Genomic DNA, 14,458 nt, shown 5'->3' on the forward strand with positions numbered 1-14,458 from the left:
GTAAGTGACATATTGAAATTTCAACTGACATTATATTATCCTTAATTAAGGTCCCAATGTATAGAATTCCGTCTATCTTCAACTCTTAAAATGGACTCTGATTTTTATATTGACTACCTATGGAAAAAGTCGTTGATTATTCATTGGAATGGGATATAAATCCTAACCGGCCAGATTCCTGGCGTATCGTTATTACGACAGCAAAACATGACACGCCCTTTAAATTACCCATAAACTCACCCGAAGAATTCCTTGCTGCAGCCTACATGCTGAGTAAATCCTCCGTGTACTATGACCTTAACACAGGCTTATTGGTCGTGCCACAGCGGCCTGCCGGAACCTGATCAAATTTCTTTAGTTTGGGGAGCTTAGCTGGCCAAAAAGTCTCTCCTTGTTTGTTGACAAGTGTTAGCGCAAATCTCCCTTTAATCAAGCCACTGACCGAATCGTATCTGGTTACTCGTAGCCAACTAGTTTTAACGAACTCAATCAAGTTGAAAAGTATGCGCTATGTAGTAGGGTTATTATTTTTTTTGTTGCAGCCGATTTGTTCATGGGCGCAAAACAAAGTCGTTTTTACCATTCAAGCCAATAAACCAACCGCAACAGTTGCCCCTACTATGTGGGGCATATTCTTTGAGGACATCAACCTGGGAGCTGATGGAGGTTTATATGCCGAATTAGTTAAAAATCGCTCCTTTGAATTCGATGCTCCTCTGATGGGCTGGAAAATCAACAGCACCAAAGACGTGATGTATGGCTTTTATTTCGGGTCAGCGCTTCAAATCCTCAACCAACCCGACAAAACAGCTACTAATCCACGATTCATACGCGTCACGCTTCAACATACGAAAAAAGGGGAGCTTGGCCTGACAAATGAAGGATTCCGGGGCATGGGTATCAAAAAGGATCTACGCTATAATTTTTCGGTGCTGTATCGCCAGCAAACTGCAAAGGCAAAACTGCATGTGGCCTTAGTGACCGAAAAAGGCGATACTCTGGCGTCTAGTGTGTTAGCTCCTGCGCAAACCGATAACCGCTGGCACAAAGGTGAACTGAGTTTTACGGCTAAGGCAACTGAACCCAAAGCCAAATTACAACTCTGGTTTGAAGGCAATGGCGTGTTGGATCTGGATATGATTTCATTGTTTCCTACCGACACCTGGAAAGGCCGTAAGGGCGGTTTACGAGCAGATTTGGTGCAGTTGTTAGCCGATATGAAGCCTGGTTTCATTCGCTTTCCCGGTGGCTGTATCGTCGAAGGTCGGGACCTGGCCCAACGCTATCAGTGGAAAAAAACGATTGGCCCGCTAGAGGATCGAAAACTCATCATCAACCGGTGGAATAATGAAGTGCAGGCTCGACCCGTACCAGATTATTTTCAATCCTTTGGTCTGGGATTCTTTGAGTACTTCCAGCTCTGCGAAGATCTGGGTGCCGCCCCGTTGCCTATCCTGAATTGTGGCATGGCCTGCCAGGTTAACACGGCCGAGTTGACACCCGTGGAAAGCCTGGACCCGTATGTACAGGATGCTCTGGATCTGATCGAATTTGCCAATGGCAGTCAGGAAACAAAATGGGGCAGGCTACGAGCCGATTTAGGTCATCCGGCTCCCTTTCAGTTAACGATGCTGGGCGTAGGCAATGAGAACTTCGGGAGCCCCTACCTCGAACGCTTTAAAGTGTTTCAGGAGGCAGTAAAAAAGCAGTACCCTACCATCAAATTGGTTGGCAGTACAGGCCTGCTTTCGGCGGGAGAAGTATTCGATACGACCAATGTCGCCTTACGAAAACTGAATGTGGAGATTGTTGACGAACACAATTACAGTGTTCCCCAATGGTTTTTGCAGAACGCTAAGCGGTATGACACCTACGACCGAACGTCTAAAACGAAAGTGTTTGTGGGTGAATATGCGGCCCAAAGTGTGGGTATGACTGATCTGAATAACAAAAACACCTGGCGGACGGCTCTAACAGAAGCAGCCTACATGACGGGACTTGAACGGAATGCCGATATCGTTCAGCTAGCCTCCTATGCTCCGCTGCTGGCCCATGTGGATGGCTGGCAATGGAAGCCCGACCTAATCTGGTTCGATAACCTGAGTGTGATGCCTACGCCCAATTATTATGTGCAGAAGCTGTATGCTACCAACAAAGGAAGCGTGGTAGTACCTATGCTTTACAAAAATAGCCTGCCTGCCACGGGACAGGATAGTTTGTATGCATCGGCAACTATCGATAAAGCCACGCAGGAATTAATTCTGAAAGTGGTGAATACCGCCGATAAAGCTCAATCGGCCGAAATAAAGCTCGAAGGGGTAAAAAAAATAGCCCCAACAGCCAACGTGCTGACATTGCGCCATAACAGTCTGGAAGCAGAGAATACGTTTTTGTCACCCAGGGTCGTGATTCCCGCAGAAACGACGCTCCCCACCCAGCCCAAAGCAATCCAGGTTGAGTTGACACCTTATTCGTTGACAATTATTCGGGTGAAGTTATCGAGTTAGAATTGACCTCAAGATGGGCGCAACTGCATCGGAGGGTATAGCCTTATGGGGCAATTTCTGACCCATATATCCATTCCAAGTGATTATCGGAATTTAACTAGAACAACACATCGTTAGTTTGACTCGGCTCGTTCAACGGTTACGGTTGATGATCTGGTAGCGGGATTAACTTCCCCCATCTGCACCTGATTGATTGTAACGGCAGATCGGGGCTCCACTCGCTGAGAAACAACGTATTTCGCCGAGTCGATGCGGTGGTAATTGGCATCGTAATAATTGAAGCAAACCTGTATCTGATTGTAGCTATGCTGGTTTGAGGTATTCGTAATGGTAAACTTGTGCTGATTTACCAGCGAATCTGGGTGACCTTGTGTAGCTATAGGCTTCCAGAATACACGGTCAATGAGCAGATCATGAACTGCATTGGCTTCGGATTGGTCATTGTGGTTGCCGCTTTGGCAAGCCAGCACCAACAAAAAAAGAAAGAAACAGCTTACTTTCATTACATACAACAGAGAGCTCCTCTTATTCTGGCTAACAGTATACTACCTGGATTGGGAGACTATACGACTGTCAAAAGTCTGCTGAACCATCACTTTACTCGCCGTTAGGTTGAGGTTTTCACCCACCTACCAGCCTGACAGTACGAATGACTACGTGTTTTTTGCCTTGAAACAGTCATTCGAATATGAATTTTCAACCCAGATTTAGCCGCTGATGCCAACTCTTTTGGTAATTTGGTATTATTTTTGGGGTGCGTTTACTTTTAGCAATAAATGAAGAAAGCTGTTTCTATCGGTCTGTTTCTGCTGTTACTCTATCATATGCTGAGCTATGTGCTGGCGTATGTGAGTATATGGTGGCTGGCAGAGTCTGATTTGTCGGAGCGGCTGTTGGTGTATCGGGCAACGGATAGTCTGATTGAATTCCAGGTTCCTATGATCGGGCAATCAAACGATGCCCGTTCAATTGCCCGAACGACTGAGGATGGGTTCAGATACCATGGACATTACTACGATGTAGTGAGCCTGGAAATCCGTGACGATACGCTGTTCATTGTAGGAATAGAGTTTAAACGTAAACACCATTCGATTTGGCAGGCTGATTTGTTGTCGTTCCTCAACGACCATATCTCGGGTGCAGCCGATTCACATCGAAAAGCCAATCAATTTCTCAAATTATTATTGAAGGAATACTCGCCAAATCCGCGAGTCGTTTTTCGTTTTCTCTCTCTGAGCCGCCAGGAAGCCTGCCGCATTCCAAATGCGATTCATAGGTTTTCATCGCGCGCCCTTCCTGTGCATTCTCCTCCGCCCGAAGTATAGTCACTTTCTTTTGTAACACGTTAGTCCAGACCAGTCATTCTGGGTATTGGCTTGTTGCATCTAGCTAGGGCAGCTCTCAGCTATGCCCTCGGTTCTTTATGCCTTATCTTCAAACCCGTCGCTTTGGCGATCGGTGGTGCTATGTCTATTCCAATCACGAACCAATTGCTCTTCGCTTACTTTGCGGGTTGTGCAACGGATTTAGAAAAGCAATTCATTGCTGAGTGGGCTAAACACCCATCCAATCGGGAATTGTTTTTTAGCTGTTTAGCTAGTTGGGAAGACCAAAATCCCCAGTTTAAGGCCGATGTCGATCGCGCTATAGAACAGCACCAGCAACGAATGGCTAGCCGGCCTGACGATACTTCGTCAGCTGGGATGTTTTGATGGCTGGTTACGCGCCACAGGGGAGTTTAGGGGCTAACTACGTGTTTTTCATCTCGAAATCGTCCTGATGATGCGCATCATTCGAGCCCTCTTAGTAAAATAAATCAATATCAATAAATCATTTGTTCATGAAGCAACTCTTGTTACTGTTTATAAAAGACCCCCTCAGGCTTCTCGTCGCGAGTCTGCTGGGTTATATTGCCTTCATTCAGCCCGTATCCGTTGCCATCGGTCAAGACAAACCCGCTGGCGACTCCTTACGTGCTCGTACGCTAAACGCCGTTACGGTGAAGGGTGCACGCTCAATCGTCGTTGAGTCGCTGCCCGAAGTGCATGGTACGTACCTAATGGGTGGCAAACGAAGTGAAGTCATTCGAATCTCCGAGATTGACGCCAATGTTGCCGAAAAGAACCCCCGGCAAATATTTGCCCGTATTCCCGGCGTATTTATTTACGACATGGATGGCACTGGGAATCAGGTCAATATCTCGACGCGAGGACTAGATCCTCACCGATCATGGGAAAATAACATTCGCCAGAACGGGGTCATCACCAACTCGGATATGTACGGCTACCCAGCCAGCCATTACTCGCCCCCAATGGAGAGTATGGAGCGGATTGAGTTTGTTCGGGGAATGGGCTCGCTGCAATACGGAGCGCAATTTGGCGGTATGCTCAATTACGTGACCAAAAAGGCTGATACTACGCGCCGATTTGGCTTTGAGACGATTAACTCGGTTGGCACCTATGGCCTGCGGAGTACCTACAATGCGATTGGTGGCCGTGTTGGCAAGTGGACCTACTATGCCTATTATTACCGGCGTCATTCGGATGGATACCGGCAAAATAGCAACTCTGACGCTCAAGCACAGTTCGGTACGCTGCAGTATCAGGCTTCGAAACGCGTGGGGATAACGGCAGAACTAGGGCGTTCGACGTACACCTACCATATTCCTGGCCCGCTAACGGATGCAATGTTTGCTCAGGACCCACGTCAGTCAACCCGGAGCCGCAACTATTTCAACCCGGATATTTACATTCCATCGCTGAAACTGAACTGGAAAATCTCAGATCGGACTAGTCTGCTCTGGACAAACTCAGCAGTCTTAGGGGCTCGAAATAGCGTTCAGATCGACGCCTTTGCTACCATCCCCGACACAATCAACCGGGCTACAGGCCTCTATAGAAACCGGCAGGTTGACGTAGACCACTTCAATAGCTATACAACCGAAGCCCGGATACTACATCGGTATACAATAGGGGGTATTGGAGGAGCTTTAGCCGCAGGTGTTCAATTGATGAGTACCGATTTGCATCGTCAGCAACTGGGCGTTGGGACAACGGGCAGCGATTTTGATCTTACCCTGACCGCTCCGTTCAAACGGGATCTGCATTACCGAACGAAGAACTTTGCTGCTTTTGCCGAAAATCACTTCTATCTGACGGATCGCCTGACGGTTTCACCGGGTATTCGGGTCGAAAGCGGAAAGACCGAGATGCGTGGTACGATCTCCTATTATGATAACGCCAATCTACCAAGGGACATCAGCCACCATTTTGCGTTGCTGGGCATCAATGCACAGTACAAGCTTTCGAATGAAGTGAAGCTGTATGGTGGTTGGGCGCAGGCCTATCGGCCAGTCGTGTTTAAGGATATTATTCCTGCATCGGTTTATGAGCGCATCGACAATAATTTGAAGGATGCGTATGGCTACAACGCTGAAATTGGCCTCGAAGGCAATTGGCAGGGTTTACATGTGAATGTGACTATCTTCGATCTGCTGTATCGCAATCGGTTGGGAACCGTTCTATTGACAAATCCGGATGGCGATGGAGTTAATTACATCCTTCGGACGAACATCGGTGATAGCCGGAGTACCGGGGTTGAAGCGCTGATTGAAACCCAGTTATTTCGCTCCGAAAAGTTGCTGATCAGCGGCTTTACCTCAACCGCCTTTAACAACGCTCGCTACATAAATGGCCGTGTTTCGACGGGAACAGAAAACCGAAATGTGACGGGCAATCAGGTGGAGTCGGCTCCTCGCTGGACGTCTCGGAATGGAGTAACTGCTCGCTATGGTTCGGCTAGCTTAACGCTGCAATACAGTTATGTTGCCCAAACGTTTTCCGATCCATTGAATACCCCAGTTCCATCAGCCAATGGTGCGGTTGGTCCCGTTCCCGCCTATAGTCTGGTGGACCTGAATGGCACGTGGCGCATCAAACGACTACTAACCATTCGGGGAAGTATCAATAACATCCTGAACCAGCAGTACTTCACCAAGCGCCCTACGTTCTATCCGGGTCCTGGTGTATGGCCTTCCGATGGGCGTAGTGCTCAATTAACAGTTGGGCTAACGCTATAGCCGGATGTCATATTAGTTAACAAGTGGAGGTGCAGGCTACTGATCATCAGTAGCCTGCACCTCCACTTGTTATTTATTGGATAGCGAGTGAATTAGTAATCCTCTAAAAATGGTAGTCATGATATTTGCTGTCCTAAGTACTATTCAGGCACAATCGGCTACGAACACAAAAAACCCAAATACCAACACGAACGGTATAACTGTGAATAGTGGTGAGAGTAACGCCACGAATGGATTAGCGCTATAGGATTCAACAATTCCAAGATTTAATGCTACTTTATTGGTTGTTATTCATCCCAGTAATTATCTTTGCTTGTAATCACGTATCCTCATGGTACAGAAACGAGTCTCAATTGGCTTATTTGCCCTCTTCTTATGCCACACACTGGCCAGCGCCATTGTGGGTATTGGTGGTTGGTGGCAAGCTGAGAATGACTTGTCTGAGCGATTGCTCGTGTACCGTTCGGTTGATAGCATCGTAGAGTTCCAGATTCCTCTAACGGATCAAACTGACAGTAAGTCAATTGCGCGCACCACAGAGGATGGATTTCGTTACCGGGGGCACTATTATAATGTCGTTAGTTTAGAGGTTAAAGGCGGTTCGCTTCTGATTGCTGGACTCGAAACGCCTAGCCGCTCGTTCTGGCAAGACGATCTGCTCTCTTTTCTTAACGATCACCTCACGGCCTCATCGAATACCGGGCATAAAGCCAATCAACTGCTGAAATTTCTGCTCAAAGAATATTCACCCAGTTCACCTACAGTACTCCAGTTTTTGGCTGGCATAGGTTGCCAATCCATTCGGATTCCCAATGCATCCTTTGCCTTTATTACGCGCTCCGCGCCAATTCACTCCCCCCCGCCCGAATGGGCTGCTTAACGGCTAGTTACGTCTGTATGCCTGCTTCAGCGAATGCTGCTGGTAGAACTCTGTCGATACGGCTATACTTCTCTTCTATTGTTTTTACGGGCTGTCGGTAGTAAGTCATAAGCTATCATCAGCTCGGTTTAGGCTATGCATCTGCGTCAGCCTCAAAATCACTTTGGATTTAGATCACCACACGAGGTAATGACTCGTGCCGTTTCTCTGTACCCATCAATTTACATAATCAATGAAATTATTTTATCTTCCTATAGTTTTCCTCTTTTGTCTGCTAGGGCATATTGGTATTGTCTCAGCACAAAATCGTTCTATTACAGGTGTCATTAGTGATGCCGAAACGGCCAAACCATTAGGTGGAGCCACGGTTCAGATCAAAGGAACCATATTAGGCACCGTCACCGACGGGTCTGGTAATTTTAAACTCAGTGTTCCCCCAACTGCGTCACGAACCCTGCTGATTTCTATGATCGGCTACGGCCGCCAAGAGATAACCATTACCAATGATCAACCCCTAACGATAGCACTCCGACCTTCATCTGAACTGCTCGATCAGGTAGTTGTGGCGGCATCGAGAGTAGAAGAAAGTCTATTGCGCTCGCCTGTCAGTATTGAGAAACTCGATGCTAACGCTATTCGGCAGTCACCTTCGGCCAATTACTTTGAAGCGCTCAATAATGTCAAAGGCGTCGATATGGTCACCAGTGGACTGACCTACCGGCAGATCAATACCCGCGGCTTCAACTCGACAGGCAATAGCCGCTTTCTCCAACTCGTTGATGGTATGGATAACCAATCGCCAGGACTGGGTTTTGCCGTTGGGAATCTGTTCGGTGTTTCGGATATAGACGTCGAATCCGCAGAGTTAATTCCGGGTTCCGCATCAGCTCTTTACGGGCCAGTGGCGTTCAATGGGTTGCTCTACACCCGAACCAAAAGCCCATTTGATTATCAGGGGCTGAGTATTCAGCAGAAAACGGGTATCAACCATGTTGGTGATCCAACAGGCGATGGTATTAAGCCATTTACGGAAACGTCAATACGTTATGCCAAGGCCTTCGGCAATCGATTTGCGTTTAAACTAAACGCGTCGTATCTGAAAGGGCGTGACTGGTACGCATCTGATAACACCGATATCGATCCGAACACAGCGCCCGAAAAGCGAGGCAGTACCAATCCGGGTCGCGACATACTGAACATCTATGGCGACGAAGTAGCACAGACATTGCCGGGTATTGGACGTGTGTCGCGTACGGGTTATGCCGAGCGCGATCTGACCAACTACGACGTATATAGCCTGAAGTTGAACGGAGCAGTACATTACCGGATCACCAAGAACATCGAAGCGATCTATGCGTTGAATTTCAGTCAGGGAACGGCCAATTACACGGGAAGTAGCCGGTTCATGCTCAACGACTTTCAGCTAACTCAGAATCGACTCGAACTTAAGGGAAGTAACTTTTTCATCCGGGGGTACTCCACCGCTGAGAACTCCAATCATTCCTATAATACGCGTTCGCTGGGGCAACTCATCAACCGAACCTGGGTACGCGATCTGAGTGGTAATGTCGTCTCGCCCGACCAGGCCGACGCTACCTGGTTTACCCGCTATGGGGCGGCTTATAACGGAACAATCAATGGTGTTTCAGGAGGTAGCGATGTGACAGCCCGCGCCTTTGCCGATCAGGGTCGGTATTTGCCAGGTTCGGCAGATTTTAACCAACAGAAAGATCGCTACATCGGCATTGCTGGTTTACAGGGCGCCGGTGTGCTGAGTCAGAGTAAGTTATATCATCTGGAAGGATTATATGACTTTGCCCCCCACATTCAGGTGATCAGCCTGCAAGTGGGTGGAAACCTGCGTCACTACGCTATGGAAACGAACGGAACCCTGTTCGAAGACAAAGTGAATAAAGTGCGGGTCAATGAATTTGGCGCGTTTATCCAGGCATCAAAAACCTTACTGGGTGATCGCCTGAAACTGACCGTTTCGGGTCGCTACGACAAAAACCAGAACTTCACCGGTAACTTCACGCCCAGAGCATCGGCCGTGTTTTCCCCCAACGAATCACACAATTTCCGGGCTAGTTACCAGACGGGTTTCCGTAACCCGACGGTACCCGATCAATTCATTAAGCTGAATGTTGGCCCGATTATCATTTTAGGAGGAGCTCCGAGCAACTCAGCAGGATTGAATGCCTACGAAAACTCCTTCACGGCGGCCTCGGTTGGGGCATTTGGAGCTGCTTTTGGGCAGGCAGTAGCAGCGGGTACACCATTTCCTCAAGCAGTAGCTGCCAACAAAGACAAACTGGTTAAGTCAAACGTCGCTTACATCCGACCTGAGCAGTCGCAATCGTTCGAGGTGGGTTATAAGGGATTGCTGGGAAATCGGGTGCTGATCGATGTTAGTTACTATCACGGACAATATCGCAACTTCTTAATTAATCAAGTGGTAATCAGGCCAAATAGTCCTGTATTGCTGGCCGATGGTACGATAAATCCGGCTGCTGCAAGTGATGTGCTGACAGCGACTAATCGGCAGGCGTTTCAACTTTACACGAATGCCGCAGACCGCGTTTCGACGGATGGAGCGAGTGCCGGGTTAACAACATTTCTAAATAGGGGCTATCGTCTGAACGCGAACCTGACCTGGGCACAGTTTAATATTCTGGATGCCAATCCCAACAACATTCCGGCCTTTAATACGCCCCGATTCAAAACCAATGCTGTTTTGAGCAACGACAAACTGACTGACCGTTTAGGGTTCAGCCTGGCCTGGCACTGGCAGGAAGCGTTCGATTGGTACGGTACGTTTACGCAGAATCTACCCGGTCGCATACCGGCTTACTCGCTACTTGATGCCCAGGTGAACTATCGCTTGCCAGCTCTCAAAACGACGGTTAAACTTGGCGCCAGCAACCTGACCAATAATTACGTGGTGCAGGCTTATGGCTCCCCGGCAGTAGGTGGGTTGTATTACTTAACACTCACCTTCGACCAATTAATGCGATAATCAAAACAATTCATAGGTTGGTAGTTTATGTTCCCCACCGGTTTTAAGCGGTGGGGACATCCTCAAAAACTTATGATTTTATCCTATTCCTATACCGCCAAATAGTACCAATTAAACTGAGACGCCATGAAAACAAATAAGTGGAAGATGTCGCTACTGGTTTGGTCCGCAATGTTTCCCGGCAGCACGCTAGTAACCTACGGGCTGACCCAATTACCTTTTACATCACACTGGCCAGTAGTGGCCCGAACTTTTTGTTTGACCTGCCTGCTGGTTCCATTTATGGTCTGTGTGGCATTACCCTTTCTGACCAGACGCTTCCAGAAGTGGCTACATCATACTCCCCAGCAAACTCATTCCAAATCGTTGGTTGAGTCATCGGACAAAATCCAGCCTGAACCAGTTACTAGTTCACGCCAAAAATTCGCGTTACTATAAGTATGGCATTGATATATTTGTGCTTGAATTTTTCTAATTAATTCATTGAACTAAATCAGATATAGAATGGAACCCCAAAATGATCAAGTACTGAAGAACCAGGAATCTATCCTGGCCAATCAGGAAAGTATTCTCAAAAACCAGGAATCGATCCTCAACAATCAGAATAGCCTGGATTCAATCCTAAGCAATCAGCACATCATTATTAGCAATCAGGATAGCATCTTAGGCAATCAACTGACAATTCTCAAAAATCAGCAAACCCTGGACGCTATCCTGTCTAATCAGGAAACGATCTTAAGTCTGCTGACAAAGTAGAAAATTGTAGCTCTACTAAAATCCACGGCCCAACTCCTAGATTAGGAGTTGGGCCGTGGATTTTAGAATTGAAACTTCTTTGATCAGTTATAGTGTAGCATCGGCAGCTACGCTTACTTCCTGCTTTACGGCATAGTTATTAGGAAAACGGCCATAGCCTTTCTCTGTGATGTTTTTAGCACGTTCCTGGTAAATCGCCTGATCCTGAGGTGCCCAGGTCGCTAACCCGTCTACGTATCGGTTGTACATACAGAATGCAGCTGCAATCAGCACTGTATCATGAATTTCCTGATCTGTAGCCCCTGCACTTCGCGCCCGCTCTATATCCTCTGTCTGTACATATTTACCTCCCTGTTGGACTTTGCCAGCGATACCCAACAACGCTTTCATTTTATCCGATAAGTCTGTCGACAGGAAATTCTGCTTAACCTCATTGACTAACTGCTGATTACCATCCAAATGACGAGCAGCTACAGCGCCGTGAATGGTCTGACAATAGTAACAGTCATTTTGAGACGATACGTAAGTCGCGATTAGCTCCCGCTCGCCAGGAGACAGGGTGTTAGCATCCTGAAGTAGTACCTGGACCAGTGCGTTAAGTGGTTTAGCCGTTTCGGGACTATAAGCCATTAAACCGGCAATGCCGGGAAAGCCTTCGGGCAATTGAATATGTGCCATTGATCTGTTTAGGTTTGCTGTTAATTCGTTAAAAAAACGTCAGGATCAGATTGAGCTTGTTCTGGCCCGATCGGGCCAGAACAAGCTCAATCTGATTTAAGGCTTCCGAGCGCTTGATGCTGAAACAAGTGCCACTGGCGTTCGGCAAATTGGCGCTACGTCTTTGCTGAAATTGAGTGTTTTAAGCGCTACTCGTTCAAGTTTATCGCTTCCTTCGGTAATAGACAAAAACTGATTGGGCTTCACATTCCGAAAGACCTGTACCGTTTTGGAGCCATGCCAGCGTACTTCGACTTCATCAATCATCGTTGCCGCACCGATACCAATTTCCCGTCGTAAGGGTGATGATCCAAAACTTCCCCCCGAATTGACATCCCGATAAACAGTCCGCTGAATACCCTTTTCTTTAAAGGTGAGCTTTACCTGTGAACCAATGGCTAACCGATTGGTTTTGGTGCCGTGCAGGTTCAGACAAATCCAGTTATTGGCGCTCTGACCCGGATTCAGGTAAAGGGAATTGGGGTAGCTGTCGCCTACATAAGCCCCCCCCATCTCAATGTATATATCCTGATCACCATCGTTGTCAAGGTCTGCAAACGATACGCCATGGCCCTTTTGCAGATTACCTACCCGACCGGAGGTGGTCACATCGGCAAATGCTTTACCCTGCTGATTCAGGAATAGCTTGTTAGGTACCAGCGACTTATAGTTTGGATTTCCCGAACCCAGATACATATCCAGAAAGCCGTCATTGTTGATGTCGCCAAAATTACCACCCATAGAAAACGTGGTTTTCTGAACATTCGCAGCGGCCGACATATTAACGAAAGTGCCATCATGGTTATTGCGATACAGATAGATGGTGCCTGCCTTGCCAATTGGCTGCTTCAGCGCTTCAGCTGCTTCATAAAAAGCCAGCGATTTCAAAAAGCTATAATCGCAAACGAATAGATCCAGCCAGCCATCGTTGTCATAGTCCCAGAACCAGGTTGTAAAGCTATTTCCTGACTCATCCCGCAGACCCGCATTCAACGTAACGTCTTCAAAATAAGGGACTTTGTTTCGCACACCCTTATTCTTCAACAAATACCGATTTCCATCCATGGTTGACAGAAACAGGTCTTTCCAACCATCGTTATCGTAATCGCCCGACGTAACTCCCTTAACGAATCCAACAATATTACAATTGGCCTGGTTGGCGATTTCAGTAAACGTTCCGTCCTGATTATTAAGAAACAATTCGCAAGGATGCGGTTTCCCAACAACCCGAAATGAATTAGCGGTTTCGTTACCAATGAATACATCTAGCCAGCCATCGTTATTGAAATCAGCCCAGGTAGCGGTCTGGGTAGGGTGAAAGGACAGCAACCCGCTCACGGTTGTTACGTCAGTAAACGTTCCGTCACCATTGTTTTTTAGTAATGAATTAGGCTGTTCCCCAAATTCGCCCTGCCAGGCTCCCCGCAACACAAAAATGTCGGCAAATCCGTCATTATTATAGTCGGTCTGCATCATATTCAATCCACCGGTCAGCTGCTGTAAACCCGATGCTTCCGACTTGTCGCTAAATGTTCCGTTGGCGTTGTTTTTGAAATAATGCATTGGCTCGTCAAGTCCCCAGCCAGACATGGCTATATCTAAATAGCCGTCGTGATCAAAATCTTCGACGATTACTCCCCCAGCCATGTTTGATACATCCAAGTTCAAGCCTTTAGCCACGTCCTGAAACGCATCGATCCGGTTAGTGGTATCTACCATGTTTGGGATGAGCCAGGCCGAAGGGACGCCTTTGGGATACTGCCCCAGCGTCATATAAGCCAGGTTTAGCAACCAGCGCGATTCCATATCCTCGGGGTCCTGTTTCAGTAAGGCTTCATAAACTGAAATTGCTTTTTGTGAACCAGTTTTATTCGCGTGAATGCCACCGCCCCGAATCGGCAAAATGCAGGACTCAGCAGAATGGTTTGTCACGCAGTTTGTCTGTTCGCCCAGACGCAGGTAAGCCAGCGCCAAATCGCCCATGGCCACTCGGGTAGCTTTTGGATTAACCGATTTGAGTTGGTTGATCAACTCTTCCAGTAAGACAATGGCTTTTTCTTCTTCGCCCAATTTGAGCAGTGTAGCGGCCTTTGCATATATTTCTACTTCGATTTGACCCGACTGCCCCATAACGGAATCAATATGAGCCAGTTGCGTCTCGGGACTGAAATCGTTTCGGTAGTCCCGAAACTTATGGTTGACTTTTTGGAGTAGATCGACCATCTGCTCCTGTGAATTGGGTCGCGAGTGAAAGCCTGCTACAATAGCTAGTAGCGTAATCAGGCCGATTGCGACATATATTAGTTTTTTCATTTTTAGCGTAAGCGGTTTTGCGTCCATCAATAGATTGAGATGGACGGAGTTAGTCGCTAAAGCATAGGGGAATAGGACCGGTTTTACCGGTTAGATTTCCCGAATGGATTTAGCATGATAAACTAGAGGAGCTATAAACCAGATACAGAGCTACGTAGAATGCATATACACGACTTACTCATGGGTATGAC

11 protein-coding genes and 1 pseudogene are annotated in these 14,458 nt (G+C 47.4%); 9 read left to right on the forward strand and 3 right to left on the reverse strand.

All coding sequences use genetic code 11. The annotated features are described in order from the left end of the window. Nucleotides 1–119: 119 nt before the first annotated feature. Both GO755_RS08195 and GO755_RS08200 read left to right on the forward strand, forming a co-directional pair. Nucleotides 120–344: a hypothetical protein gene (locus GO755_RS08195; protein WP_157584269.1), complete on the forward strand. Its 225-nt coding sequence runs from the start codon at nucleotides 120–122 to the stop codon at nucleotides 342–344. Between the two features lie 159 nt (nucleotides 345–503). Beyond that, the gene (locus GO755_RS08200; RefSeq protein WP_157584270.1) at nucleotides 504–2,507 is read left to right on the forward strand and encodes an alpha-L-arabinofuranosidase C-terminal domain-containing protein; all 2,004 of its coding nucleotides are present in this window, start codon (nucleotides 504–506) and stop codon (nucleotides 2,505–2,507) included. A gap of 113 nt (nucleotides 2,508–2,620) precedes the next feature. Here GO755_RS08200 and GO755_RS08205 read toward each other — a convergent pair whose 3' ends face one another. After that, complete coding sequence (locus GO755_RS08205) at nucleotides 2,621–3,010, reverse strand: hypothetical protein (RefSeq protein WP_157584271.1); 390 nt, start codon at nucleotides 3,008–3,010, stop codon at nucleotides 2,621–2,623. Between the two features lie 273 nt (nucleotides 3,011–3,283). On the opposite strand from GO755_RS08205, the gene GO755_RS08210 reads away from it, so the two are divergent. The 7 genes from GO755_RS08210 (at nucleotide 3,284) to GO755_RS08240 (ending at nucleotide 11,237) form a co-directional block, all read left to right on the forward strand. Continuing rightward, nucleotides 3,284–3,832: a hypothetical protein gene (locus GO755_RS08210; protein WP_157584272.1), complete on the forward strand. Its 549-nt coding sequence runs from the start codon at nucleotides 3,284–3,286 to the stop codon at nucleotides 3,830–3,832. 141 nt (nucleotides 3,833–3,973) lie between these two features. Then, nucleotides 3,974–4,219 (forward strand): hypothetical protein, encoded by a 246-nt coding sequence (locus GO755_RS08215; protein ID WP_157584273.1) that lies wholly within the window; start codon nucleotides 3,974–3,976, stop codon nucleotides 4,217–4,219. 128 nt (nucleotides 4,220–4,347) lie between these two features. Then, a complete protein-coding gene (locus tag GO755_RS08220) occupies nucleotides 4,348–6,585 on the forward strand; it encodes a TonB-dependent receptor family protein (protein ID WP_157584274.1) in 2,238 nt (745 codons plus the stop codon). Between the two features lie 331 nt (nucleotides 6,586–6,916). After that, nucleotides 6,917–7,465: a hypothetical protein gene (locus tag GO755_RS08225; RefSeq protein WP_157584275.1), complete on the forward strand. Its 549-nt coding sequence runs from the start codon at nucleotides 6,917–6,919 to the stop codon at nucleotides 7,463–7,465. A gap of 232 nt (nucleotides 7,466–7,697) precedes the next feature. Continuing rightward, nucleotides 7,698–10,481, forward strand: coding sequence for a TonB-dependent receptor (locus GO755_RS08230; protein WP_157584276.1), 2,784 nt, complete (start codon nucleotides 7,698–7,700; stop codon nucleotides 10,479–10,481). 140 nt (nucleotides 10,482–10,621) lie between these two features. Further along, nucleotides 10,622–10,855 (forward strand): hypothetical protein, encoded by a 234-nt coding sequence (locus tag GO755_RS08235; protein ID WP_157584277.1) that lies wholly within the window; start codon nucleotides 10,622–10,624, stop codon nucleotides 10,853–10,855. A gap of 130 nt (nucleotides 10,856–10,985) precedes the next feature. Continuing rightward, complete coding sequence (locus GO755_RS08240; protein WP_157584278.1) at nucleotides 10,986–11,237, forward strand: hypothetical protein; 252 nt, start codon at nucleotides 10,986–10,988, stop codon at nucleotides 11,235–11,237. Between the two features lie 87 nt (nucleotides 11,238–11,324). On the opposite strand, the pseudogene GO755_RS08245 reads toward GO755_RS08240, so the two are convergent. Next, a pseudogene (locus tag GO755_RS08245) lies at nucleotides 11,325–11,924 on the reverse strand (carboxymuconolactone decarboxylase family protein); the annotation flags it as partial. A gap of 87 nt (nucleotides 11,925–12,011) precedes the next feature. After that, the gene (locus tag GO755_RS08250; protein WP_157584280.1) at nucleotides 12,012–14,267 is read right to left on the reverse strand and encodes a CRTAC1 family protein; all 2,256 of its coding nucleotides are present in this window, start codon (nucleotides 14,265–14,267) and stop codon (nucleotides 12,012–12,014) included. Nucleotides 14,268–14,458: the final 191 nt, after the last annotated feature.

Source organism: Spirosoma arboris (assembly GCF_009754945.1).
In the GTDB taxonomy this organism is placed as follows: domain Bacteria; phylum Bacteroidota; class Bacteroidia; order Cytophagales; family Spirosomataceae; genus Spirosoma; species Spirosoma arboris.

What these genes read in the sequence shown, in the direction of transcription:
- GO755_RS08195 (WP_157584269.1), top strand. Translation starts at nt 120, where the DNA reads ATGGAAAAAGTCGTTGATTATTCATTGGAATGGGATATAAATCCTAAC.
- GO755_RS08200 (WP_157584270.1), top strand. Translation starts at nt 504, where the DNA reads ATGCGCTATGTAGTAGGGTTATTATTTTTTTTGTTGCAGCCGATTTGT.
- GO755_RS08205 (WP_157584271.1), bottom strand. Translation starts at nt 3,010, where the DNA reads ATGAAAGTAAGCTGTTTCTTTCTTTTTTTGTTGGTGCTGGCTTGCCAA.
- GO755_RS08210 (WP_157584272.1), top strand. Translation starts at nt 3,284, where the DNA reads ATGAAGAAAGCTGTTTCTATCGGTCTGTTTCTGCTGTTACTCTATCAT.
- GO755_RS08215 (WP_157584273.1), top strand. Translation starts at nt 3,974, where the DNA reads ATGTCTATTCCAATCACGAACCAATTGCTCTTCGCTTACTTTGCGGGT.
- GO755_RS08220 (WP_157584274.1), top strand. Translation starts at nt 4,348, where the DNA reads ATGAAGCAACTCTTGTTACTGTTTATAAAAGACCCCCTCAGGCTTCTC.
- GO755_RS08225 (WP_157584275.1), top strand. Translation starts at nt 6,917, where the DNA reads ATGGTACAGAAACGAGTCTCAATTGGCTTATTTGCCCTCTTCTTATGC.
- GO755_RS08230 (WP_157584276.1), top strand. Translation starts at nt 7,698, where the DNA reads ATGAAATTATTTTATCTTCCTATAGTTTTCCTCTTTTGTCTGCTAGGG.
- GO755_RS08240 (WP_157584278.1), top strand. Translation starts at nt 10,986, where the DNA reads ATGGAACCCCAAAATGATCAAGTACTGAAGAACCAGGAATCTATCCTG.
- GO755_RS08250 (WP_157584280.1), bottom strand. Translation starts at nt 14,267, where the DNA reads ATGAAAAAACTAATATATGTCGCAATCGGCCTGATTACGCTACTAGCT.